Genomic DNA, 20866 nt, shown 5'->3' on the forward strand with positions numbered 1-20866 from the left:
AAGCAAACGGCGTTCCAGTTTTTTACTGCGGTGGAAAGTCCATATGCAGGACCGGAAGGGGCATCTGTATCATCCCGACAATCCTGTGCTATGTTCTGCGACATGAAATAAACGTTACAGCAAGCGCAATGGGTGAGAGACGATGATGCAAATAGATGAACGATTACGGGATCGCTACGGCGAACTTTCCCCGCAGGAACAGCGCGTCGCGGATTTCATCTTTGATCACTTTGACGATCTGATTAGCTACAACAGCGCTGAATTGGCGCGGTTGAGCGGTGTTTCCAAAGCGACCGTCAGCCGGTTGTTCAAACGATTGGGTTACCCCAGCTACCGCGATATGCGCGATGAGCTCAGAACGTTGCGCCAGAGTGGGATGCCGCTGGCGGATAACCGCGATGCAGTGCAGGGCAATACGCTGCTGGCACGGCACTACAAACAGGAAATGGCGAACCTGACACAGTGGATCAATCAGATTGACCCTGTTCAGTTTGGCGCGGTGATTCAGGCGTTGATGCAGGCGCAACGCCTGTGTCTGATTGGTCTGCGCAATAGCTATCCAGTGGCGCTGCATTTGCGCCAACAGCTACTCCAGATTCGCCAACAGGTCACGCTGCTGGCACAGCCGGGGCAGACGCTCTCCGAAGAACTGGTTGATCTCACGGCGCAGGATGTCGTGATTGTGGTGGCCTTTCGCCGTCGTCCGCGCCTGATTCAGCCACTGCTGGTGCAACTGCAAAAACGTGGCGTGCCAGTGCTGCTGCTGTGTGAACCGCAGGCCAGTGCGCTGATATCACTGGCAACCTGGTCGTTGTGCGTCCCGCTGGACAGCGTCTCGGCGTTTGATAGCTATTCATCCGCCATGAGTCTGGTGAACGTCATCAGTAACGCGCTACTGCATGAAATGCTGCGTGACGGACGCCAGCGCATCCACCAGATCGCGGATCTTTATAGTGAACTGGATGAGCTTGAGCAACGCTAATGGTGCGTTGGGATGGTGCTTTTGCACTAAAATGGTGCTAGTTAATTGGTGTTCTTATCTGTCATGTGGCTTGTTTCGGGCGTGATATCACTGGATTATTTTTGTGACGCAGGCTGTGGGTTGTTTCTCGTTGTTATCTGTTCATAGGCGTAAAAAATTATGATGAGAAACGTGGGGCATCCCGAATGAGCAGCATGGACGCTGCGAAAGCCTGTGCAGCGTCAGGAGCGCGTCACAGGCGGTTCGACAGGATGACACGCGTTTTGAATGTACCGCGTAGCGGCATAATTCACGCCGAAAGCCAGGGTTCGTAGGGCGGCGGCGATTGAGCAGCCCTACGTCGGGCGTGGTGCATGAGTTGCATAAATTATCTTTCTGTAATCACGCCCGAAACATACCACCGATACCTTACTGCCATGCGATATTCCAGCATGGGAATCTGACCTTCTACGTTGTTCCTCATCGTCAAGCGTACGAATGTAATTTGGCATGCTCCTTGCTTAGTATCTGTAACGATAGTTTCAATATTTGTTTTTAAAGAATCTTTCGTTTCAATTACACTAACCGGGGGCAGAGACGATGTTGATCAATAAACTGGGCATCAAAAAAGGGTTACTGGCAGTGATGGGCGCGGCAATGTTACTGGTTCAGGCCGGTAGCGCGATGGCCGATCAGTTGCAGGATATCGAGAAGCGCGGTGTGCTGCGTGTCGCTGTGCCGCAGGATTTCCCACCGTTTGGATCGGTAGGGACGGATCTGCAACCGCAGGGGTATGACATCGATATCGCCCGCTATCTGGCAAAAGAGATGAAACTAAAGTTGCAGCTGGTTCCGGTAACCAGCGCCAACCGCGTGCCGTATCTGCAAACCAACAAAGTTGACCTGGTGATCTCCAGCCTGGGCAAAAACGCCGAGCGTGAAAAAGTGATCGATTTCAGCCGCGCTTATGCGCCGTTTTTCCTCGGGGTATTTGGGCCGAAAGACAGCACGCTGACATCGTCAGACGCGCTGGAAGGCAAGAGCATCGGCGTTACGCGCGGTGCGGTAGAAGACATGGTGCTGACGGATATCGCGCCGAAGGCCGCACAGATTAAGCGCTACGAAGACAATAACACCACGCTGTCGGCGTATCTGTCCGGGCAGGTGGAATATGTTGCCACCGGTAACCTGGTTGTGGCGGCTATCGCCGAGCAGAACCCGACGAAAGCACCGGTGGCGAAATTTATGCTGAAAGATTCGCCGTGCTACATCGGCCTGAAAAAGGATGAACCCGCGCTGAAAGCGAAAGTCGATGCCTTGATTGAGCAGGCGCTGAAAGATGACACGCTTAATAGCCTGTCGGAAAAATGGCTGAAAGCGCCGTTACCGGCCAGCATCAAGGCTTAATGGGAGCACGCCATGACCTATCAGCTTAATTTTTCCGCGCTGTTGCCGTTCTGGCCTGAGCTGCTGGCGGGGTTGTGGGTCACCATTGAGCTGACGGTAATGGCCACTCTCGGCGGTATTGCCATCGGTATCTGTGGGGCGGCCTTGCGCAGCGGCAAGCCCACTCTGCTGAGTCGGCTGTGGGGAATCTACGTCGAGCTGATCCGCAATACGCCGTTTGTGGTTCAGCTGTTCTTCATCGTTTTCGGTTTGCCGAGTCTGGGCTGGAAACTCACCGCTGGGCAGGCCGCGCTGTTGGCGATGCTGATTAACCTGGGAGCGTACAGTACCGAGATCATCCGCGCGGGGATTCAGGTGACGCCGAAAGGCCAGTGGGAAGCCGCCCGTGTGCTGGGGCTGACGCGTATGCAGACCTTTTTGCGTGTGATTCTGCCGCCCGCACTCCAGCGGATTTATCCGGCGCTGGTTAGCCAGTGCATCATCGTCATGCTGGGGTCGTCGGTGGTGTCGCAGGTGTCTTATGAAGAACTGACCTTTGCCGCCAACCTGATTCAGTCCCGTACGTTTCTGAGTTTTGAGGTGTATCTGGCGACCACGCTGTGTTATCTGGCGCTGTCTGTCCTGATGCGGCAACTCTTACTGTTGGCAGGGCGGCGTTTTTTTAGGAGTCAGCCATGATGGCATTTACCGACTGGGATATTGTGCGCAACCTGCTGCTGGCGGCACGCTGGACGCTGCTGTTGTCGCTGACGGCCTTCATTGGCGGCGCGCTGGTGACGTTTCCACTGATGCTGCTGCGGTTGACCAAACGCAAATGGCCGACACGTTTTGTCCATCTGTATTCCGAGCTGTTTCAGGGGACGCCGCTGCTGATGCAGCTGTTTCTCGCGTTTTTCGGGCTGGCGCTGTTCGGCATCGATGTGAGCCCGTGGACGGCGGCGGCACTGGCGCTGACGCTGTTTACCAGCGCTTTTCTGGTGGATATCTGGTGCGGCAGCGTGGAAGCCTTGCCGAAAGGGCAGTGGGAAGCCTCACGCTGTCTCGGTCTGGATTTCGGCCAGACGCTCTATCGGGTCATTGCGCCACAGGCGATGCGTATCGCCATCGCGCCCACGGTGGGGTTTTCCGTCCAGGTCATTAAAGGCACCGCGCTGGCGTCAATCATCGGATTTGTCGAGCTGACTAAAGCGGGAACCATGCTGAATAACGTGACCTATCAGCCGTTTAAAGTGTTCGGATTGGTGGCGCTGGGCTACTTCCTGATGTGCTATCCGCTCTCTTACTACAGCCGCTATCTGGAGAAGAAATTCAATGCCGCTCATCACCATTAATCAGGTTCAAAAATATTACGGCCAGAACCATGTCCTGAAAGGGGTGGATCTGGATATTGAAATGGGCGAAGTCATTTCGATCATCGGGCGCAGCGGCTCCGGTAAGAGCACGCTCCTGCGCTGCATGAACGGTCTGGAAGGCTATCAGGACGGCAGCATCAAGCTGGGCGGAATGACGGTCACCGACCGGGATTCGCAGGCGCGGGAAATCAGCCGCTCGGTCGGAATGGTGTTCCAGAATTTCAATCTGTTCCCGCATATGACGGCGCTGGAAAACGTGATGCTGGCACCGCGCCGCGTACTGGGTAAAAGCGCGGCGGAATGCCGTGAACTGGGCGAGCAGATGCTTAATAAGGTCGGACTGGGTGAACGCCTTCACTACTATCCTGCCAACCTGTCGGGCGGCCAGCAGCAGCGCGTCGCGATTGCCCGCGCGCTGGCGATGAACCCGAAAGTCCTGTTATGCGATGAAATTACCTCGGCGCTCGATCCTGAATTGGTCGGCGAAGTGCTGAAAGTACTGGAGCAGCTTGCCGCAGAAGGGATGACGCTGATTCTGGTGACGCATGAAATGAATTTTGCCCGTGAAGTGGGTGACCGCGTGGTGTTTATGCATCAGGGCACCGTCTGGGAGCAGGGCGACAGCAAAACGCTGTTCGCTAACCCGCAGACCCGTGAATTAAAACAGTTTATTGCCTCGGTTCGGGGACTATCGGAAGCGTAATGACGCTTGCCGAATGTGTAAGTCGAAACAAAAGTTTGGAGCATATAACCATGAGCAGCGAACTGTACGCGCAAATTAATCCACCTCATCGCTTACTGATGGGGCCGGGGCCGATCAACGCCGATCCGCGCGTATTACGGGCGATGGCCAGCCAATTGGTTGGACAGTATGACCCTGCGATGACGAACTACATGAATCAGGTCATGGCGCTTTATCGTCAGCTTTTCCGCACCGAAAATCGCTGGACGATGCTGGTGGATGGCACCTCGCGCGCGGGGATCGAAGCGATTCTGCTGTCATCAATCCGGCCTGGCGATAAGGTGCTGGTGCCGGTATTTGGTCGTTTTGGTCATCTGCTCTGTGAGATTGCCCGTCGCTGCCGCGCTGAGGTTCATACCATCGATGTGCCGTGGGGTGAGGTGTTCTCGCCTGACCAAATCGAAGACGCGATCAAGGCGGTACGTCCACGCCTGCTGCTGACAGTGCAGGGCGACACCTCGACCACCATGCTGCAGCCGCTGGAAGAGCTAGGCGAGATTTGCCGCCGTCATGGCGTACTGTTTTATACCGATGCGACGGCGTCTTTTGGCGGTAACCCGCTGGAAACGGATAAATGGGGACTGGATGCCGTCTCGGCTGGATTACAGAAGTGTCTCGGCGGGCCGTCTGGCAGCTCACCGATCACGCTCAGCCCGCAGATGGAAGCGGTGATCCGCCGTCGTAAATGCGTAGAACAGGGGATCCGAACGGACGCGCATCAGGATGGCGATGACGAGATGATCTATTCCAACTATTTCGATCTGGGCATGGTAATGGATTACTGGGGGCCGGAGCGTCTGAACCACCATACGGAGGCGACGAGCATGCTGTTTGCCGCCCGCGAGTGTGCGCGGACGATCCTCGAAGAGGGGCTGGAACGCAGTATTGCCCGCCATGCGCTGCATGGTAATGCGCTGGTGGCGGGGATTCAGGGAATGGGGTTGGAAACCTTTGGTTCGTTGCCCCACAAAATGAATAACGTACTGGGCGTGGTGATTCCTGACGGTGTGCGCGGTGAACAGGTGCGTAAGCTATTGCTGGAAGATTTTGCTATTGAGATCGGCACCTCGTTTGGCCCACTTCAGGGCAAGATCTGGCGCATCGGCACGATGGGCTACAACGCACGTAAAGACTGCGTGATGCAAACGCTGACGGCGCTGGAGGCTGTATTAAATCGGCTGGGTTTCCGCACGGTGCAGGGTGAAGCGTTGCAGGCTGCCTGGAGTTGTTACGCGACGGACGAGGGACGTGCATGAGTGAAATGTTGATGTCGCCCGCTGCGGCACGCGTTGCCTCTGAGCAGATTATGTCGCGTTGCGATGCGCTGGCAGAAATCAGCGAAACGCCCGGCCAGTTGACCCGCGTTTATCTGTCGCTGGAGCACCTGCGCGCCAATGCACGGGTGGGAGAATGGATGCGCGAAGCGGGGATGAGTGTCTGGCAGGATAGCGTTGGCAACATTTGCGGTCGCTACGAAGGATTAACGCCGGATGCACCAGCGCTGCTGCTCGGTTCGCATCTGGATACGGTACGCAATGCCGGACGCTATGACGGGATGCTAGGCGTCTTGACGGCGATTGAAGTGGTGCGCGCATTTCATCAACAGGGGACTCGTCTGCCCGTGGCGCTGGAAATTATCGGCTTCGGCGATGAGGAGGGGACACGCTTTGGTATTACGCTGCTCGGTAGTCGAGGGCTAACAGGCACCTGGCCGGAGAGCTGGCTGGAGTGTCAGGATGCCGAAGGCACCAGCGTGGCGCAGGCGTTGACCATTGCGGGGCTGGATCCGCTTGAGGTGGCGCTGGCCGCGCGTCCGGTCAGCGACATCGCCGCCTATCTGGAATTGCACATCGAGCAAGGACCGTGTCTGGAACAGCAGGATCTGGCGCTGGGGGTGGTCACGGCGATCAACGGTGCGCGGCGGCTCAACTGCACGTTCCTTGGGCTGGCGGGACATGCGGGCACCGTACCGATGACGCAACGGCAAGATGCGCTGGCGGCGGCGGCGGACTGGATGGCGCAGGCTGAGCGGGCTACGCGTGAAAGCGATCCCCATCTGGTCGCCACGTTTGGTACGTTGCAGTGTTTGCCGGGCGCGGCGAACGTCATTCCCGGTGAAGTGAAGATGACGCTGGATATTCGCGGGCCGGAGGATGCACCGCTGGATGCGCTGTTAGAGAAACTCCTGACGCTAGGGCAGGACATCGCGCACCAGCGCGGTTGCCAGTTTAGTGCCGAGGAATATTACCGTATTGCTGCAACCCGCTGCGATCCCACCTTGCAGTCGATATTAAACGAGGCAGTGGTGCAGGTGCAGGGTAAAACGCTGCTGTTGCCGAGCGGCGCAGGGCATGATGCCATCGCTATCGCTGAACGCTGGCCAGTGGCGATGCTGTTTGTTCGCTGTCGTGGCGGTATCAGCCACCACCCTGATGAATCCGTGACCACCGCAGATGTGGCGCTGGCGCTACAGGCTTTTTATCAGGCGGTGTTTAAGGCAGCATAATGGCGCCTCTATTTATATAACAGTGACGAGAAATAATGATATAACAGAGCCTAATTATTTAGAGTGTCGAAATAATTATTTGACACATATCTAAATTATGCTCACTCCACATTGAGTTCGTTTTTTTATCTGGCGTAGTCTCATCTCGGGTAAGGACATTCAGTTTAAAAATCTCGCGCATAAATAATGGATGTATTTAAAAAGAGTAATGTCGACTCAGGTGGGCATTACTTTTATCGCGTGATGGATATTTACCTTGATGAGAGTAGCCATAATGAGAAAAAACAGACTGCATTTTGTATTATCTTTAGCCGCACCATTATTTTCCTCTGTACCTTTATTTTTTTCTCCGATTGCTTCTGCAATATCACAAGCAGAATTAGGGTATCGCGATGTGCCAACCATTATGCTGGATGGTCTGACATTTAAAGACCTGAACCGTGATGGAAAGGTCAATCCATATGAAGACTGGCGTTTATCTCCCGATCAACGAGCGAACGATCTGGTTACGCGTATGACGCTGGCGGAAAAAGCGGGGTTGATGATGCATGGTTCCGCCCCGACGACGGGGAGTGTGATTGGCGCAGGGTCTGCTTATGATATTGATACGGCGAGAAAAATGATTGCTGAGCGGTCAATCAGCAGTTTTATCACTCGCCTGTCCGGTGACGATCCTACGCAAATGGCGGAGGAAAATAATAAATTACAGCAGATTGCAGAAAATACGCGCCTAGGGATTCCTCTGACGATTAGCAGTGACCCGCGCAATGCGTTCCAGTATTTGGTTGGCGCATCCGTTTCCTCTGGAAAGTTTAGTAAATGGCCTGAAACGCTGGGGCTGGCCGCTATTGGTGATGAATCACTGACCCGGCAGTTTGCCGATATTGTGCGTCAGGAATATCGTGCAGTCGGGATCACGGAGGCGCTATCACCGCAGGCCGATCTGGCAACGGAACCGCGTTGGTCAAGGAGTAGTGGAACGTTTGGTGAAGATGCGGAACTGACCAAGAAAATGGTCAGGGGTTATATCGAAGGCATGCAAAATGGCAGAAATGGCCTGAATCCACAAAGTGTCATCAGTATCGTTAAACACTGGGTCGGATATGGCGCTGCGCAGGATGGGTGGGATAGCCACAATGTTTATGGCAAATATGCCATCTTCAAAAAGAACGATCTCCAGCAGCATATCGAGCCTTTTACCGGAGCATTTGAGGCGCGTGTCGCAGGCATTATGCCAACCTACTCCATTTTGAAAGACGCGACGTGGCAAGGAAAGCCGATTGAGCAAGTCGGCGCGGGCTTTAACCGTTTTCTATTAACCGATTTGCTACGTGGGGTTTACGGATTTGATGGCGTCATTCTTAGCGACTGGCTTATCACCAATGATTGTAAAGATGACTGTGTTACGGGGGCTAAGCCGAATGAAAAGCCCGTACCGCGTGGCATGCCGTGGGGCGTTGAAAACCTGACGGTAGAACAGCGATTCATTAAAGCGGTAGAGGCGGGTGTCGATCAGTTTGGTGGTGTCACTAACTCTTCGGTACTGATTAGCGCGGTACAGCGTGGAAAACTGACTGAGTCGCGTCTGGATGTTTCTGTCAGGCGTTTACTGAAACAGAAATTCCAGATTGGTTTGTTTGAACGTCCTTACGTTCATGCAGAACAGGCAAGCCTGGTGGTGGGTAAGGCAGAATGGCAGCAGCAGGCGGATGAGGCACAGAGACGCGCGTTGGTACTGCTGCAAAATAAAAATATCTTGCCATTGCGCGCGGGAAGCAAAGTCTGGCTGGATGGAATCGATAAGAGCGTTGCTCAAAAGGCTGGGCTGATCGTGGTAGAAACGCCAGAACTCGCCGATGTCGCTGTGGTTCGCAGCGTTGCACCGTATGAGCAACCACATAAAAATTTCTACTTTGGTGCCAAACACCACGAAGGTTCATTAGCCTATACCGAAAACAATCCAGAATACCAAACGATTGTCAGGGCCAGTGCCAGCGTACCGACAATCGTGACGGTGTATCTGGATCGTCCGGCTATTCTGACCAATATCGTGGATAAAGCCCAGGCTGTTATCGCCAACTTTGGGATCAGTGACGATGTGTTACTCAAGCAACTTATGTCTGGAGAGGCATATACCGGGAAACTCCCATTTGAGTTACCGTCTTCCATGAAAGCGGTACTCAATCAGCAACCCGGTGTACCCTATGACAGTAAAAAACCGCTCTTTCCCTTTGGATTCGGTTTAACGAAATAATCGTGGCTTAGTTAGCAATCTGGGGCCAGTGTGTTTATGTAAACTGGCCTTATTTATTTTGCTTATATGTCTTGTTGCTATATGAAATAATGATTTGTTCTGTTTTTCATTGCGCGTTAACACCTTATTTTATCTATGCCATTTACTGTTATAGGGGAAATGAAAAGGACTGTATATATTGATTCTCGGTAAGGCCTGCTTTACTCCGCTCGTATTATTCCACTACGTCAGAATAAACAATGAGGGAGCATGATGAGCGATAAAAAACTGTCTGATAACGAACGTCTTAAAACACAAAGTAATTATCTGCGCGGGACGATTCAAGATGATTTAGCCGACCCGCTAACGGGGGGATTTGTTGCGGATAATTTTCAGTTAATTCGTTTTCATGGCATGTATCAGCAGGATGATCGGGATATCAGGCAAGAGCGTATTGCTCAGAAACTGGAGCCATTGCATACCGTTATGCTGCGTGTCCGTTTGCCGGGCGGGATCATTACGCCGCATCAGTGGTTAGGCATTGATGCCTTTGCGCGTGAGCACACGCTTTATGGCAGCATTCGTATTACCAATCGACAGACGGTGCAATTGCATGGTGTGCTGAAAGATGACATCAAACCCGTACATAAGCTGCTTAATCATCTCGGCTTGGATTCGCGAGCCACCGCAGGAGATGTCAATCGCAATGTACTGTGTACCGCTAACCCGGTTGAATCTGTTTTGCATCGTCAATCCTGGGAATGGGCAAAGAAGATTTCTGAGCACCTTTTACCGCGCACAAATGCTTATGCCGAAGTGTGGTTGGATAAAGAGAAAATTATTCAACCCGATGACGAACCCATTCTGGGAAAAAGTTATCTGCCGAGAAAATTCAAAACGGCGGTGGTCATTCCACCGCAGAATGACGTGGATATTCATGCTAACGATCTGAGCTTTGTCGCTATCGGCGATGGCGATCAATTGGTTGGTTTCAATGTGTTGGTGGGCGGTGGTTTGGCGATGACGCAGGGAGATACCAGCACGTATCCCCGCTTGGCGACGGAGTTTGGCTTTATTCCATTGGCACATACGCTGGCGATTGCTGAGGCGGTGGTATCAACTCAGCGTGATTGGGGTAACCGTGAGAATCGCCGCAATGCGAAGACAAAATATACGCTTGAACGTGTTGGCGCTGACGTCTTTAAAGCCGAGGTCGAGCGACGTAGTGGGGTAACGTTCTCTCCGCTAAAACCCTATGTCTTTTCTGAACGTGGCGATCGCATTGGTTGGGTTGAAGGGATTGATGGCAAGCACCACCTGACGTTGTTTATTCCCAGTGGGCGTCTGCTGGATAAACCGGGATTACCAAATAAAAGCGGTATCGCGGCTATTGCCCGCGTGCACAACGGTGATTTTCGCCTGACGGCGAACCAGAACATCATCATCGCTGGGGTGGCAAGCGACGATAAAGCGCAGATCGATGCATTAGCCCGGCAGTATGGGTTGCTGGATTCATCGCTATCGTCACAGCGTAAAGATTCCATGGCCTGCGTCTCGTTTCCCACTTGTCCGTTGGCGATGGCCGAAGCGGAGCGAGTCCTTCCGGATGTCGTTTCACAAATAGAGCATTTGCTGCATAAATACGGCGTAGGCGATGAGTCGTTCGTTTTTCGCATTACCGGATGTCCCAATGGCTGTGGGCGAGCGATGCTGGCGGAAGTGGGGCTGATTGGGCGGGCTGTGGGACGTTATAGCCTGTACCTTGGTGGCAATCGTGAAGGGACACGCATTCCTCGCTTGTATAAAGATAATATCGACGTTCCTACATTACTGACTGAAATCGAACGGCTGATTGGTTTGTGGGCGAAGGAGAGAAAGGTGGGTGAAGGCTTCGGCGATTTTGTTATCAGGGCGAAAATTGTCATGCCTGTAATCCATGCGCCCGTCGATTTTCACACTGCGGTGTAGCTGAAATGGTTTCCCAACCTCATCTTACGTGATGGGGTTGGGATAGGAGAAGAGCGGTCACTACAGCGTAAAACGATCGGCGTCGCGCCAGGCAGGGAAGGATTCCCGATAGCTTTGCAGCGCTTCCAGCGACAGTTCTGCGTCCAGACGGGCAGGCTGGTTGGGGGCGGCAGAAGCCAGGATTTCCCCCTGTGCATTAATAATCAGGCTGTCGCCACGGTAGCTGTGACCGTTGCCGTCAGTGCCGACGCGGTTACAGCCTGCAACGTAGGCCTGATTCTCAATGGCGCGCGCGGCCAGCAGCGTCTGCCAGTGTGCTGCGCGAGGCGCAGGCCAGTTGGCGACATACAGCGCCAGATCGTAGTCCTGCCGATTGCGCGACCAGACCGGGAAACGCAGGTCGTAACAGATCATCGGACAGATGCGCCAGCCGCGCCATTCAAGAGTGACCCGTTCTGTGCCTGCCTGATAATGGTGGTGTTCGTCCGCCATGCGAAACAGGTGGCGTTTGTCGTAGTGATACACCTCACCGTGCGGATCGACCAGCAGGAAACGGTTCACTGCGCCCTTTGGTGTGTTCACCGCGACGCTACCGCCGATCAGGGCATTCGTTTTCTGCGCCCACTGGTGCAGCCACGCTTCTACAACTGACTGCTCCAGACTGCCTTTAGCGGCTTCCATTGCAAAGCCGGTGGTGAACATCTCCGGCAACACAATCAGATCGTGTCCGCTCATCTCTGCCAATAAGGTATCGAAATGGCGCAGATTGGCTTCCCCATCGCGCCAGACCAGCGGCTGTTGCAGTAATGAAATCTTTAAAGTCGACATAAACGCTCCGCAGCGGCATCCAACGTTGCTTCCTGTTTAGCAAAGCATAGTCGAATCAACGTATGTGGGAACGGGTCGGCGCAAAAGACGGACAGCGGAATGGCCGCAACGCCAACGTGTTCGGTCAGCCAGCGGCAGAAACTGACATCGTCCAGACCGGAAATCGCCCGATAGTCCGCCAGCAGGAAGTAGGTACCTTCGCAGGGCAGAATCTCGAAACGGCTGCTCGCCAGCGCGTTGATGAAGCGATCGCGTCTGGCACGGTAAAAATCGGGCAGTTCACGCCAGTGTTGCGGCTGTTCACGCAGCATATCGGCAATAGCAAACTGGGCAGGTGTGTTCACGGAGAACGTCAGATACTGGTGAACTTTACGCACTTCCGCACTCAAGACCGCGGGGGCGACACAGTAGCCGACTTTCCAGCCGGTCATGTGGAACGTTTTACCAAACGATGAGACGGCGATGGCGCGTTGGCGCAGCGACGGGTGTGCCAGCACGCTAGCGTGCCCTTCACTGTCGAAACAGATGTGCTCGTAGACCTCATCGCTCAGTACAAAGATGTTACGTGCGGCAATCGCCTGCCACAGTTGTTCAAAATCGGCCTTCTGCCAGACGGTGGCGGACGGGTTGTGTGGGGTATTCAGGATGACCAAACGAGTCCGATCGCTCAGCAGGTCAGTAAAATGCGACCAGTCCACGCGAAACGCTGGCGGCTGCAAGGCGATGCGTTTGAGTACGCCGCCAGCCAACGTAACGGCAGGCGCATAGCTGTCATAGCTGGGATCGAAACAAATCACTTCGTCGCCGGGGCGCACCAGCGCAGCAATGGCGGCAAACAACGCTTCAGTGGCACCCGCCGTGACGGTGACTTCACTATCGGCATCTGGTCGCCAGCCGTACAGCGCTTCTGTTTTTTCAGCAATTGCCTGACGCAACGGCGCGACGCCAGTCATCGGCGCATATTGGTTCGCCCCCTGACTGACATGATACGCCAGCCGCTGTTGTAAATAGTCCGGGCCGTCAAAATCAGGGAAACCTTGTGATAGATTGATGGCCTGATGCTGTTGGGCCAGTGCACTCATCTGAGTAAAAATGGTGGTGCCTAGCGAAGGCAGTTTACTGTCGGGGATTAGCGCGGCGCTCATAGCGGGTAGGACTCCTGCAAGCCTGTATTGCCTCGTAATATAACATGCTGTTAGTATTTGGCAATCAAGACGCTTGGACGTTTAAACGGCTAAATGCCTTTGCGTGCTAAGACATAATGAAAAGATCTAAACCTGCAACTGCATGCTTTGAAAAAGAAAGACCAAAAACGGGAAGCTTCATGACTGAAAATCAACAATTGACGGCGCTGCTTGCGGCCTGTCACTGGATCGGCGAGAAGGGCTGGTGTCCGGCGACGGGCGGCAATATGTCCGTACGCCTTGATGACGCGCAGTGCCTGATTACCGAATCGGGTAAAGACAAAGGCAGCCTTCAGGCAGAGGATTTCCTGCTGGTGGAGATTGCCACGAACCATGTTCCGAGCGGCCGTACGCCATCGGCGGAAACGGGGCTGCATACGTTGCTGTATCGCCGAGAACCGACTATTGGTGCGGTGCTGCACACGCACTCGGTGAACGCCACGGTGCTGTCTCGGGTAGAAAAGGGCGCTGAACTGGTGCTGCACGGCTATGAAATGCAAAAATCGTTGGCGGGGCAGACGACCCATTTGGATCGCGTGGCAATCCCGATTTTCGATAACGATCAGGATATTCCGGCGCTGGCACAGCGGGTGACCGAGTACGCTAGCCACACGCCGTTGCGCTACGGTTTTCTGGTGCGCGGCCACGGCCTTTACTGCTGGGGCGCCACGGTGAAAGAAGCACGTCGCCATCTGGAAGGGCTGGAGTTCCTGTTCCAATGTGAATTGCAACGGCGACTGCTGGAGGCGAAAGCATGATTAAGGCCATTGTGACGGATATTGAAGGCACCACCAGCGACATTCGTTTTGTCCACAGCGTGTTGTTTCCCTATGCCCGGGAACGTTTGGCCGACACGGTGCGGCAGCACGGTAGCGATCCTGAGATCGCGCAGGCGCTGGACGCGCTGCGTCAGGAACTGAGCCAGCCGGATGCGGATAGTGAGACACTGATTGCCGCGCTGAACCAGTTTATGGATGAGGACCGTAAATCTACCGCGTTGAAGCTGCTGCAAGGCATTATCTGGCGCGCGGGCTACCGCAACGGTGATTTTCAGGGGCATTTGTATCCTGAAGTGGCGGCGCAGCTCGCTGCATGGCAGCAGCAAGGCCTGCGCCTGTATGTTTACTCATCAGGCTCGGTAGAAGCGCAGCAACTGCTGTTCGGTTACAGCAACGCGGGTGACCTGCGTCCGCTGTTCAGCGACTATTTTGATACCTGTGTCGGCGCGAAGCGCGAGACCGATTCTTATCGCACGATTGCGCAAGCCATCGGGCTACCGGCTGAGCAACTTCTGTTCCTATCGGACATTCGTCAGGAGCTGGATGCCGCGCAGGAGGCCGGTTGGCACACCTGCCAGCTTATTCGCGATGATGCGGATAGCGTAAGCCGTCACCGTCAGGTGGCTCGTTTTGACCAGATCGACTTACCGGAGTACGCCCAATGAGTGGATTAACCATTTTTAGCGACAGCGATGCAAGCCAGCCGATTTGGCAAAGTCAGGATGCCGAGGTGATTCAGAAACAACTGAACGAAATCGGCGTACGTTTTGAACGCTGGGAAGCCAGCCAGAAGCTGAGCGACGCGCCGTCGTCTGAAGAAGTGCTGGCGGCCTATCAGCATGAAATCGATAAGCTGGTGGCAGAAAAAGGCTATCAGAGCTGGGACGTCATCAGTATGCGTTCCGATAATCCGCAACGTGCGGAGCTGCGCACCAAGTTTTTATCCGAGCATGTCCACCATGAAGACGAAGTGCGCTTTTTCGTCGAAGGCGCGGGGCTGTTCTGCTTGCACCTGAACGGCAAGATCTACCAGATCCTGTGTGAGAAGAACGATCTGCTGTCGGTACCCGCAGGCACGGCGCACTGGTTTGATATGGGGCCGGAACCGCACTTCACCGCCATCCGCTTGTTCGATAACCCGGAAGGTTGGATCGCGCATTTTACCGGCGATAAGATCGCCGATGCGTATCCGAAATTGGTGCGATAGCTCTAGAGCTTGTTGTAAACAAACGCTCTATGAATGAACGAGTATGTTTCGTGCGTTTCTACATTTGCCGTTCTATGTTGCATGTTCCGAAACGCCCGACCCAGGGCGGCTCAATCGCCGTCGCCCTGGGAACCCTGGCTTTTGGCGAGAAATATGCCGCTATCGCGGTTCCCTCGTCGTTAATGTGCTTCTGATGGATCGCCAGTGACGCGTTCCCGACGCGGCACTGGCTTTCGCCGCGTCCGTGCGGCTCATCCAGAAGCCCATCATCTCCTCGGCATATTTACGCCGGGAAGAATGGCACTACTGAAATTTATTTTTTCTATTTCAGGGTGTTCTGGAATATCCCTTCTTTCACATCCTGTGGCGTGACCACGCCAGTATCGAGTATCCAGCCGCTGATTAATTCGGCGGGGGTGACGTCAAACGCTGGGTTGTATACCGCGGCGTTCTGCGGTGCCCACTGGCAGTGACCGAAGCTGCCGGAAACGCCAGTGACTTCGGCGGCGGCGCGTTGTTCGATAGGAATGGCTCGACCGTCCGGGCACGCGGGATCGTGCGTGGTGTGCGGTGCCGCGACGTAAAACGGAATCTGGTGATAGTGTGCCAGCACCGCGAGGCTGTAGGTGCCGATCTTATTGGCGACGTCGCCGTTGGCGGCAATGCGGTCTGCGCCGACCCAAATCGCATCGACCTGGCCCTGTGCCATCAGGCTGGCGGCCATCGAATCACAGATTAGCTGATAAGGAATGCCCAGCTCGCCGAGTTCCCAGGCCGTGAGGCGTCCGCCCTGCAAGAGTGGTCGGGTTTCATCAACCCACACCTGAGTGACCTTTCCCTGTTGGTGTGCACGCAGCAGCACACCGATGGCGGTGCCGATACCTGCCGTTGCCAGTCCGCCGGTGTTGCAGTGGGTCAGTAAGCGGCTGTTGGGTTTCACCAGCGCTGCGCCATGGTCGGCAATGCGTTCGCACAGCGCGCGATCTTCTTCTACCAGCCGTAGAGCTTCCTGCGCCAGCGCAGCGACAAACTGCGGCTGTGCCAACGCTAGTTTCATGCGATCCAGATTGTTCATCAGGTTCACGGCGGTAGGGCGCGATGCCCGCAGCGTGTCCAGCGCCTGTGCCAGTTCGGCCTGCGATAACCCTTTCTCTGCCAGTAGGGCGAGCAGCAGGCTGGCGGATAGGCCAATCAGCGGGGCGCCGCGTACGCGTAGCGTTTGGATATGCTCAACCAGTGAGGCGACATCCGGACAAGGGCGCCAGCATTTTTCTTGCGGTAGCGCCTGCTGGTCGAGGATCCACAGTTGGTTATCAACGATTTTCAGGCTGGTGGTGTTAAGTGTCTGCATCGGTCGTTAAATCCATGTTGCATCGATATTCTTATTCTGCCAAGATGCCTAATAGATGTATAGACGTCCGAACGTTTTTATGTCCATATATTTAGTTCAAGGATAGTTTTAATTTTAGAACCGTTTTGATTTCAGAATAGCGAGGAGTTGGAATGTCACTTTACCGCACTTTTACGGCGAATGACGCTGTTGAATATGCCCGCCAGTTCGGCGGTGTCAGTCAGCCGCAAACGCTGGTAGCCGCAGAAGAAATCGGCGATGGCAATCTGAATCTGGTGTTTAAAATTAAAGATGAAACGGGCGTCAGCCGAGTGATTGTCAAACAGGCGCTGCCTTATGTGCGGTGCGTGGGAGAATCCTGGCCCCTGACCCTCGATCGCGCCCGCATTGAGGCCGAAACGTTGCTGACACACGCGCGCTTTTGTCCGCAGCACACCGTGACCGTGCTCTATCACGATCCCGAACTGGCAGTAATGGTGCAGGAAGATCTTTCCGATCATCGTATCTGGCGTAGCGAGCTGGTTAAAGGGGCGGATTATCCTCAGGCGGCAGCACAGTTGGGAGAATATCTGGCACAGACGTTATTCCACACTTCTGATTTTCATCAGCACCCGCATGAGAAGAAAGCGGCGGTGAGCCAGTTCACCAACCCTGAACTGTGTCAGATTACCGAAGACCTTTTCTTTACCGATCCTTATATCGATCATGAAAGAAACCAGTTTGACGCGGCGCTGACGCCGGATGTACAGGCGCTACGTGACGATAAAGCGTTGAAGCTGGCGGTTGCCGGGCTGAAGCATGGCTTTCTGAGCAAAGCCGAGGCGTTACTGCACGGTGATATCCATAGCGGTTCGATTTTTGTCGCAGAAGGGCGTTTAAAGGCGATTGATGCTGAATTTGGTTTCTACGGGCCGATTGGTTTTGATGTCGGTACGGCAATCGGCAACCTGCTGCTGAATTATTGCGGCCTGCCGGGGCTGCTGGCACCGCGTGAGGCGGCGGCAGGGCGTGAACGACGTCTGGAAGATATTCGTACGCTGTGGCAGACCTTTTCCGCTCGTTTTCTAGCGTTGAGCGACAATGAAAGCCGCGATCCGGCGTTGGCGGAATCGGGCTATGCCGCGCTGTTTTTACAGCAGGTATGGCGGGATGCCGTTGGGTACTGTGGAACCGAATTGATTCGCCGCACGATTGGGCTGGCGCACGTCGCCGATCTGGACAGTATTCAGGAAACGGAAGCGCGTTTAGCGTGCCAGCGTCATGCTATCTCACTGGGCAGAACCTTAGTGCTGGCGGCTCCGCATATTGCTGATGTGGATGCGCTGCTGGCGCGTGTACGGCAGAGCGGTGCCTGATTCGCGTAACGGCGTTATGTAAGTTCTCGCTCCCATCGTGAATCGGATGGGAGCGGTAAACAGACCTATTTCTTCCCTTTATTCATCATCGCCTGCAAATTCGCGAAAGGGTTGTGCGTGGCAACGCCAACATCCTTCTGCGCATCCTCACCCGCGACGACCGTCGATCCATACATATCCGCATCGGTATATTTTGAATGCTCATGGTCGTGACAGTAGAGGCACAGCATTTCCCAGTTACTGCCGTCTTCCGGGTTATTGCTGTGATCGTGATCGATGTGGTGAACGGTTAATTCACGCAGGTTGGAATAGACGAATTCGCGTGAACAGCGACCACATACCCACGGGAAAAGTTTGAGCGCTTTTTCGCGGTAGCCGCTTTCAAGTCTGGCGTAGTTCTTGGGGATGTAAGCCATGTGTCGGGTTTCATTCAGAAGGAAAGAGGATGTGGATTTTACAACTGATGCGTGTGTAAATGAAAGAACAGGCCGCCATATTGGCGGCCTGTTGCTGTTTATGCTGCTTCGGTTTTTCTTTCTGACTGCGATACTGGTTTAGGCTTATTGGCGGCCAGTGCGTCGAACGCAAAGTCATCCACGTTGATTGAGCGTAAGCGGCTGGCTTCGGCTTTGGTCAGAATAGCCGCTTCTTCTGCGGTAATCTGACCTTCCACCAGCGCCTGTTCTGCTAACTGATCCAGTCGCATGAACGGCAGCGGCTTGTTGCTGGCTTTCGCCAGACGTTGGTAAATCGGCTCGGCGGCGATGATATCCAGTAAAGCCTCTTCCAGCAGCCCGACCGGGTTGTGTTCGCTGGCAACCAGATATTGACCGCGTCCCAGACGATTACGCGTCTCTGACGGCGTTTGCAGAATCTTCGCGACCTCATGATCGAGGTGGTCAGATGGTGCCGGGCAGCGCAGACCCAGTGGGAAGATGATGAAAGTCAGCAGTCCTGCCACGACACGATTCGGGAAGTTACGCAGCAGATCGTCCAGCGCCTGCTCGGCCTGATGCAGGCTGTCCTGCACGCCCCAGTGCACCAGCGGTAAATCCGCTTTCTGACGCCCTTCGTCTTCATAGCGTTTCAGTGTGGCTGACGCCAGATAAAGCTGGCTGAGAATATCTCCGAGGCGCGCCGAGATACGTTCGCGACGCTTCAGGCTGCCGCCCAGTACCGCCATCGATACATCTGCCAGCAGTGCCAGATTCGCACTGAGTCGGTTAAGCTGCTGATAGTAATGACGCGTTTTGTCGTTCACTGGCGCACGGCTCAGACGGCCGTTGGTCAATCCAAGCCAGAAGCTGCGCACTTTGTTGCTGCCGACGTGGCCAATATGACCAACCAGCGCACGGTCAAAGCGTGATACATCGTTCTCCTGCGCTGCGGCCATCTCTTCCAGCACATAAGGGTGACAGCGGATGGCGCCTTGCCCGAAGATGATCATACTGCGCGTCAGGATATTCGCCCCTTCCACGGTGATCGCAATCGGTGCGCCCTGATAGCTGCGTGCCAGAAAGTTGGTCGGGCCGAGACAGATACCTTTACCACCGGCGATATCCATCGCATCCATCACACTGCGCTGACCGCGGTGGGTACAGTGATATTTGACGATAGCGGAGAGCACCGCCGGTTTTTCACCCTGCATGATGCCGCTGGTAATCAGTGTTGCGGCGGCGTCCATCACATAAGCGTTACCCGCGATGCGTGCCAGCGGCTCCTCGATGCCTTCCATCTTACCGATGGAGATCTTGAACTGGCGGCGAATGTGCGCGTAAGCACCAATGCCGAGAGCAATCGATTTCAGCCCACCGGTGGAGTTGGACGGCAGCGTAATGCCGCGTCCGACCGACAGACATTCCATCAGCATACGCCAGCCCTGACCCGCCATCTTCGCACCGCCGATGATGTAGTCCAGCGGGACAAAAATGTTCTCACCCTGCGTCGGCCCGTTCTGGAACGGAACGTTTAGCGGGAAATGACGACGGCCGATTTTAACGCCGTCGGTATCCGTCGGAATCAACGCACAGGTAATGCCGACGTCGTCTTCATTGCCTAACAGATGGTCGGGATCGTACAGTTTAAAGGCCAGCCCCAGCACGGTGGCGACTGGCGCGAGTGTGATATAGCGTTTATTCCAGGTCAGGCGCATACCCAAAACCTGTTCGCCGTGCCAGTTGCCGTAGCAGACAATCCCGGTATCGGGAATCGAACCTGCATCCGAGCCCGCTTCCGGGCTGGTCAGCGCAAAGCAGGGGACTTCCTGACCGCGTGCCAGACGTGGCAGGTAGTGATCTTTTTGCGCTTCCGTGCCGTAGTGTTGCAGCAGTTCGCCGGGGCCGAGTGAGTTAGGCACGCCGACGGTGATCGCCACAATACTGGAGACGCCAGCCAGTTTTTGCAGTACCTGTGCCTGTGCATAGGCAGAGAATTCCAGCCCGCCGTATTGCTTCTTGATGATCATGGCGAAGAAACGGTGCTCTTTTAAAAATTCCCACAGTTCTGGTGGGATATCGGCGCGTTCGTGGGTGATTTCAAAGTCGTTTGCCATCCGGCAGGCTTCAGCAACCGGCCCGTCGATAAACGCCTGCTCTTCGGCGGTCAATTGCGGACGCGGGTAGTTATGCAGCTTTTTCCAGTCCGGCGCGCCGCGAAACAGATCGCCTTCCCACCAGGTTGTCCCGGCATCGATCGCCTCTTTTTCCGTGTTCGACATCGGCGGCATGACTTTCTGGAACATGCGCAGCGCAGAAGCGGAAACCAATTTTTGACGCAGGGAAGGAACCGTAATCGGAATCAGCAGGATCACGAGCGGAATCATCAGCCAGACTGGCCACAGTAACATCGCGGACATGGCTGCGAAGTAGGCCAGCAGAATGGCGCTGCCGAGCAGCAGACTGAGCCGATGATAAAACATCGCTCCGATGATAATCAGTAGGAGGAGGATACTGACAGCAACCATAACGTGTCTCCAGCATTGTGATCGAATGGAG

Annotated in this window: 18 protein-coding genes; 13 read left to right on the forward strand and 5 right to left on the reverse strand. The window is 54.7% G+C overall.

Annotated features, from left to right (window positions below; translation table 11 throughout):
* Positions 1 to 142: 142 nt before the first annotated feature.
* From AB8809_RS04970 to cysI, 9 genes are all read left to right on the forward strand, one after another.
* A complete protein-coding gene (locus AB8809_RS04970) occupies positions 143 to 982 on the forward strand; it encodes a MurR/RpiR family transcriptional regulator (RefSeq protein ID WP_180779547.1) in 840 nt (279 codons plus the stop codon).
* Positions 983 to 1582: 600 nt separating this feature from the next.
* Complete coding sequence (locus AB8809_RS04975) at positions 1583 to 2368, forward strand: transporter substrate-binding domain-containing protein (protein ID WP_043881978.1); 786 nt, start codon at positions 1583 to 1585, stop codon at positions 2366 to 2368.
* 12 nt (positions 2369 to 2380) lie between these two features.
* Entirely contained in the window at positions 2381 to 3046 is a 666-nt protein-coding gene (locus AB8809_RS04980) for an amino acid ABC transporter permease (RefSeq protein ID WP_349854377.1), read from the forward strand.
* On the forward strand, positions 3046 to 3699 hold the full coding sequence (locus tag AB8809_RS04985; RefSeq protein WP_155116522.1) for an amino acid ABC transporter permease: 654 nt from the start codon (positions 3046 to 3048) through the stop codon (positions 3697 to 3699). The genes AB8809_RS04980 and AB8809_RS04985 overlap by 1 nt, the downstream gene beginning before the upstream one ends.
* Entirely contained in the window at positions 3680 to 4423 is a 744-nt protein-coding gene (locus AB8809_RS04990) for an amino acid ABC transporter ATP-binding protein (protein ID WP_015841457.1), read from the forward strand. The genes AB8809_RS04985 and AB8809_RS04990 overlap by 20 nt, the downstream gene beginning before the upstream one ends.
* A gap of 50 nt (positions 4424 to 4473) precedes the next feature.
* On the forward strand, positions 4474 to 5718 hold the full coding sequence (locus AB8809_RS04995) for an alanine--glyoxylate aminotransferase family protein (protein WP_349854378.1): 1245 nt from the start codon (positions 4474 to 4476) through the stop codon (positions 5716 to 5718).
* Positions 5715 to 6968: an allantoate amidohydrolase gene (gene hpxK, locus AB8809_RS05000; protein WP_349854379.1), complete on the forward strand. Its 1254-nt coding sequence runs from the start codon at positions 5715 to 5717 to the stop codon at positions 6966 to 6968. The genes AB8809_RS04995 and hpxK overlap by 4 nt, the downstream gene beginning before the upstream one ends.
* Before the next feature lie 274 nt (positions 6969 to 7242).
* The gene (locus tag AB8809_RS05005) at positions 7243 to 9222 is read left to right on the forward strand and encodes a glycoside hydrolase family 3 N-terminal domain-containing protein (RefSeq protein WP_349854380.1); all 1980 of its coding nucleotides are present in this window, start codon (positions 7243 to 7245) and stop codon (positions 9220 to 9222) included.
* 252 nt (positions 9223 to 9474) lie between these two features.
* Positions 9475 to 11169 carry an assimilatory sulfite reductase (NADPH) hemoprotein subunit gene (gene cysI / locus AB8809_RS05010; RefSeq protein WP_369987570.1) on the forward strand — a complete coding sequence of 565 codons (1695 nt, stop codon included), beginning with the start codon at positions 9475 to 9477 and terminating at the stop codon, positions 11167 to 11169.
* Between the two features lie 60 nt (positions 11170 to 11229).
* Here the strand turns inward: cysI and AB8809_RS05015 are convergent, their stop codons facing one another.
* Both AB8809_RS05015 and AB8809_RS05020 read right to left on the reverse strand, forming a co-directional pair.
* Positions 11230 to 11997: an amidohydrolase gene (locus AB8809_RS05015; RefSeq protein ID WP_015841452.1), complete on the reverse strand. Its 768-nt coding sequence runs from the start codon at positions 11995 to 11997 to the stop codon at positions 11230 to 11232.
* Positions 11985 to 13142 carry a pyridoxal phosphate-dependent aminotransferase gene (locus AB8809_RS05020; RefSeq protein WP_349854383.1) on the reverse strand — a complete coding sequence of 386 codons (1158 nt, stop codon included), beginning with the start codon at positions 13140 to 13142 and terminating at the stop codon, positions 11985 to 11987. The genes AB8809_RS05015 and AB8809_RS05020 overlap by 13 nt, the downstream gene beginning before the upstream one ends.
* Before the next feature lie 179 nt (positions 13143 to 13321).
* On the opposite strand from AB8809_RS05020, the gene AB8809_RS05025 reads away from it, so the two are divergent.
* From AB8809_RS05025 to AB8809_RS05035, 3 genes are read left to right on the forward strand one after another with little or no spacing between them, the layout of a single operon-like run.
* Positions 13322 to 13939, forward strand: coding sequence for a methylthioribulose 1-phosphate dehydratase (locus tag AB8809_RS05025; protein WP_014916420.1), 618 nt, complete (start codon positions 13322 to 13324; stop codon positions 13937 to 13939).
* Positions 13936 to 14625, forward strand: a complete 690-nt coding sequence (gene mtnC, locus AB8809_RS05030; RefSeq protein ID WP_349854384.1) for an acireductone synthase — start codon at positions 13936 to 13938, stop codon at positions 14623 to 14625. The genes AB8809_RS05025 and mtnC overlap by 4 nt, the downstream gene beginning before the upstream one ends.
* Complete coding sequence (locus tag AB8809_RS05035) at positions 14622 to 15167, forward strand: acireductone dioxygenase (protein ID WP_349854385.1); 546 nt, start codon at positions 14622 to 14624, stop codon at positions 15165 to 15167. Before mtnC ends, AB8809_RS05035 begins: the two co-directional genes overlap by 4 nt.
* A 322-nt stretch (positions 15168 to 15489) precedes the next feature.
* On the opposite strand, the gene mtnA is transcribed toward AB8809_RS05035, so the two are convergent.
* Positions 15490 to 16518, reverse strand: coding sequence for an S-methyl-5-thioribose-1-phosphate isomerase (gene mtnA, locus AB8809_RS05040; RefSeq protein WP_349854387.1), 1029 nt, complete (start codon positions 16516 to 16518; stop codon positions 15490 to 15492).
* Between the two features lie 152 nt (positions 16519 to 16670).
* On the opposite strand from mtnA, the gene mtnK reads away from it, so the two are divergent.
* Positions 16671 to 17873, forward strand: a complete 1203-nt coding sequence (gene mtnK, locus AB8809_RS05045) for an S-methyl-5-thioribose kinase (protein WP_194430860.1) — start codon at positions 16671 to 16673, stop codon at positions 17871 to 17873.
* A gap of 65 nt (positions 17874 to 17938) precedes the next feature.
* Here mtnK and yajD read toward each other — a convergent pair whose 3' ends face one another.
* On the reverse strand, positions 17939 to 18289 hold the full coding sequence (gene yajD, locus AB8809_RS05050) for an HNH nuclease YajD (RefSeq protein ID WP_010282592.1): 351 nt from the start codon (positions 18287 to 18289) through the stop codon (positions 17939 to 17941).
* Positions 18290 to 18387: 98 nt separating this feature from the next.
* Positions 18388 to 20835, reverse strand: a complete 2448-nt coding sequence (gene fadE / locus AB8809_RS05055; RefSeq protein WP_349854388.1) for an acyl-CoA dehydrogenase FadE — start codon at positions 20833 to 20835, stop codon at positions 18388 to 18390.
* Between the last annotated feature and the right edge of the window lie 31 nt (positions 20836 to 20866).

It is taken from the genome of Pectobacterium aroidearum (assembly GCF_041228105.1).
GTDB lineage: Bacteria > Pseudomonadota > Gammaproteobacteria > Enterobacterales > Enterobacteriaceae > Pectobacterium > Pectobacterium aroidearum.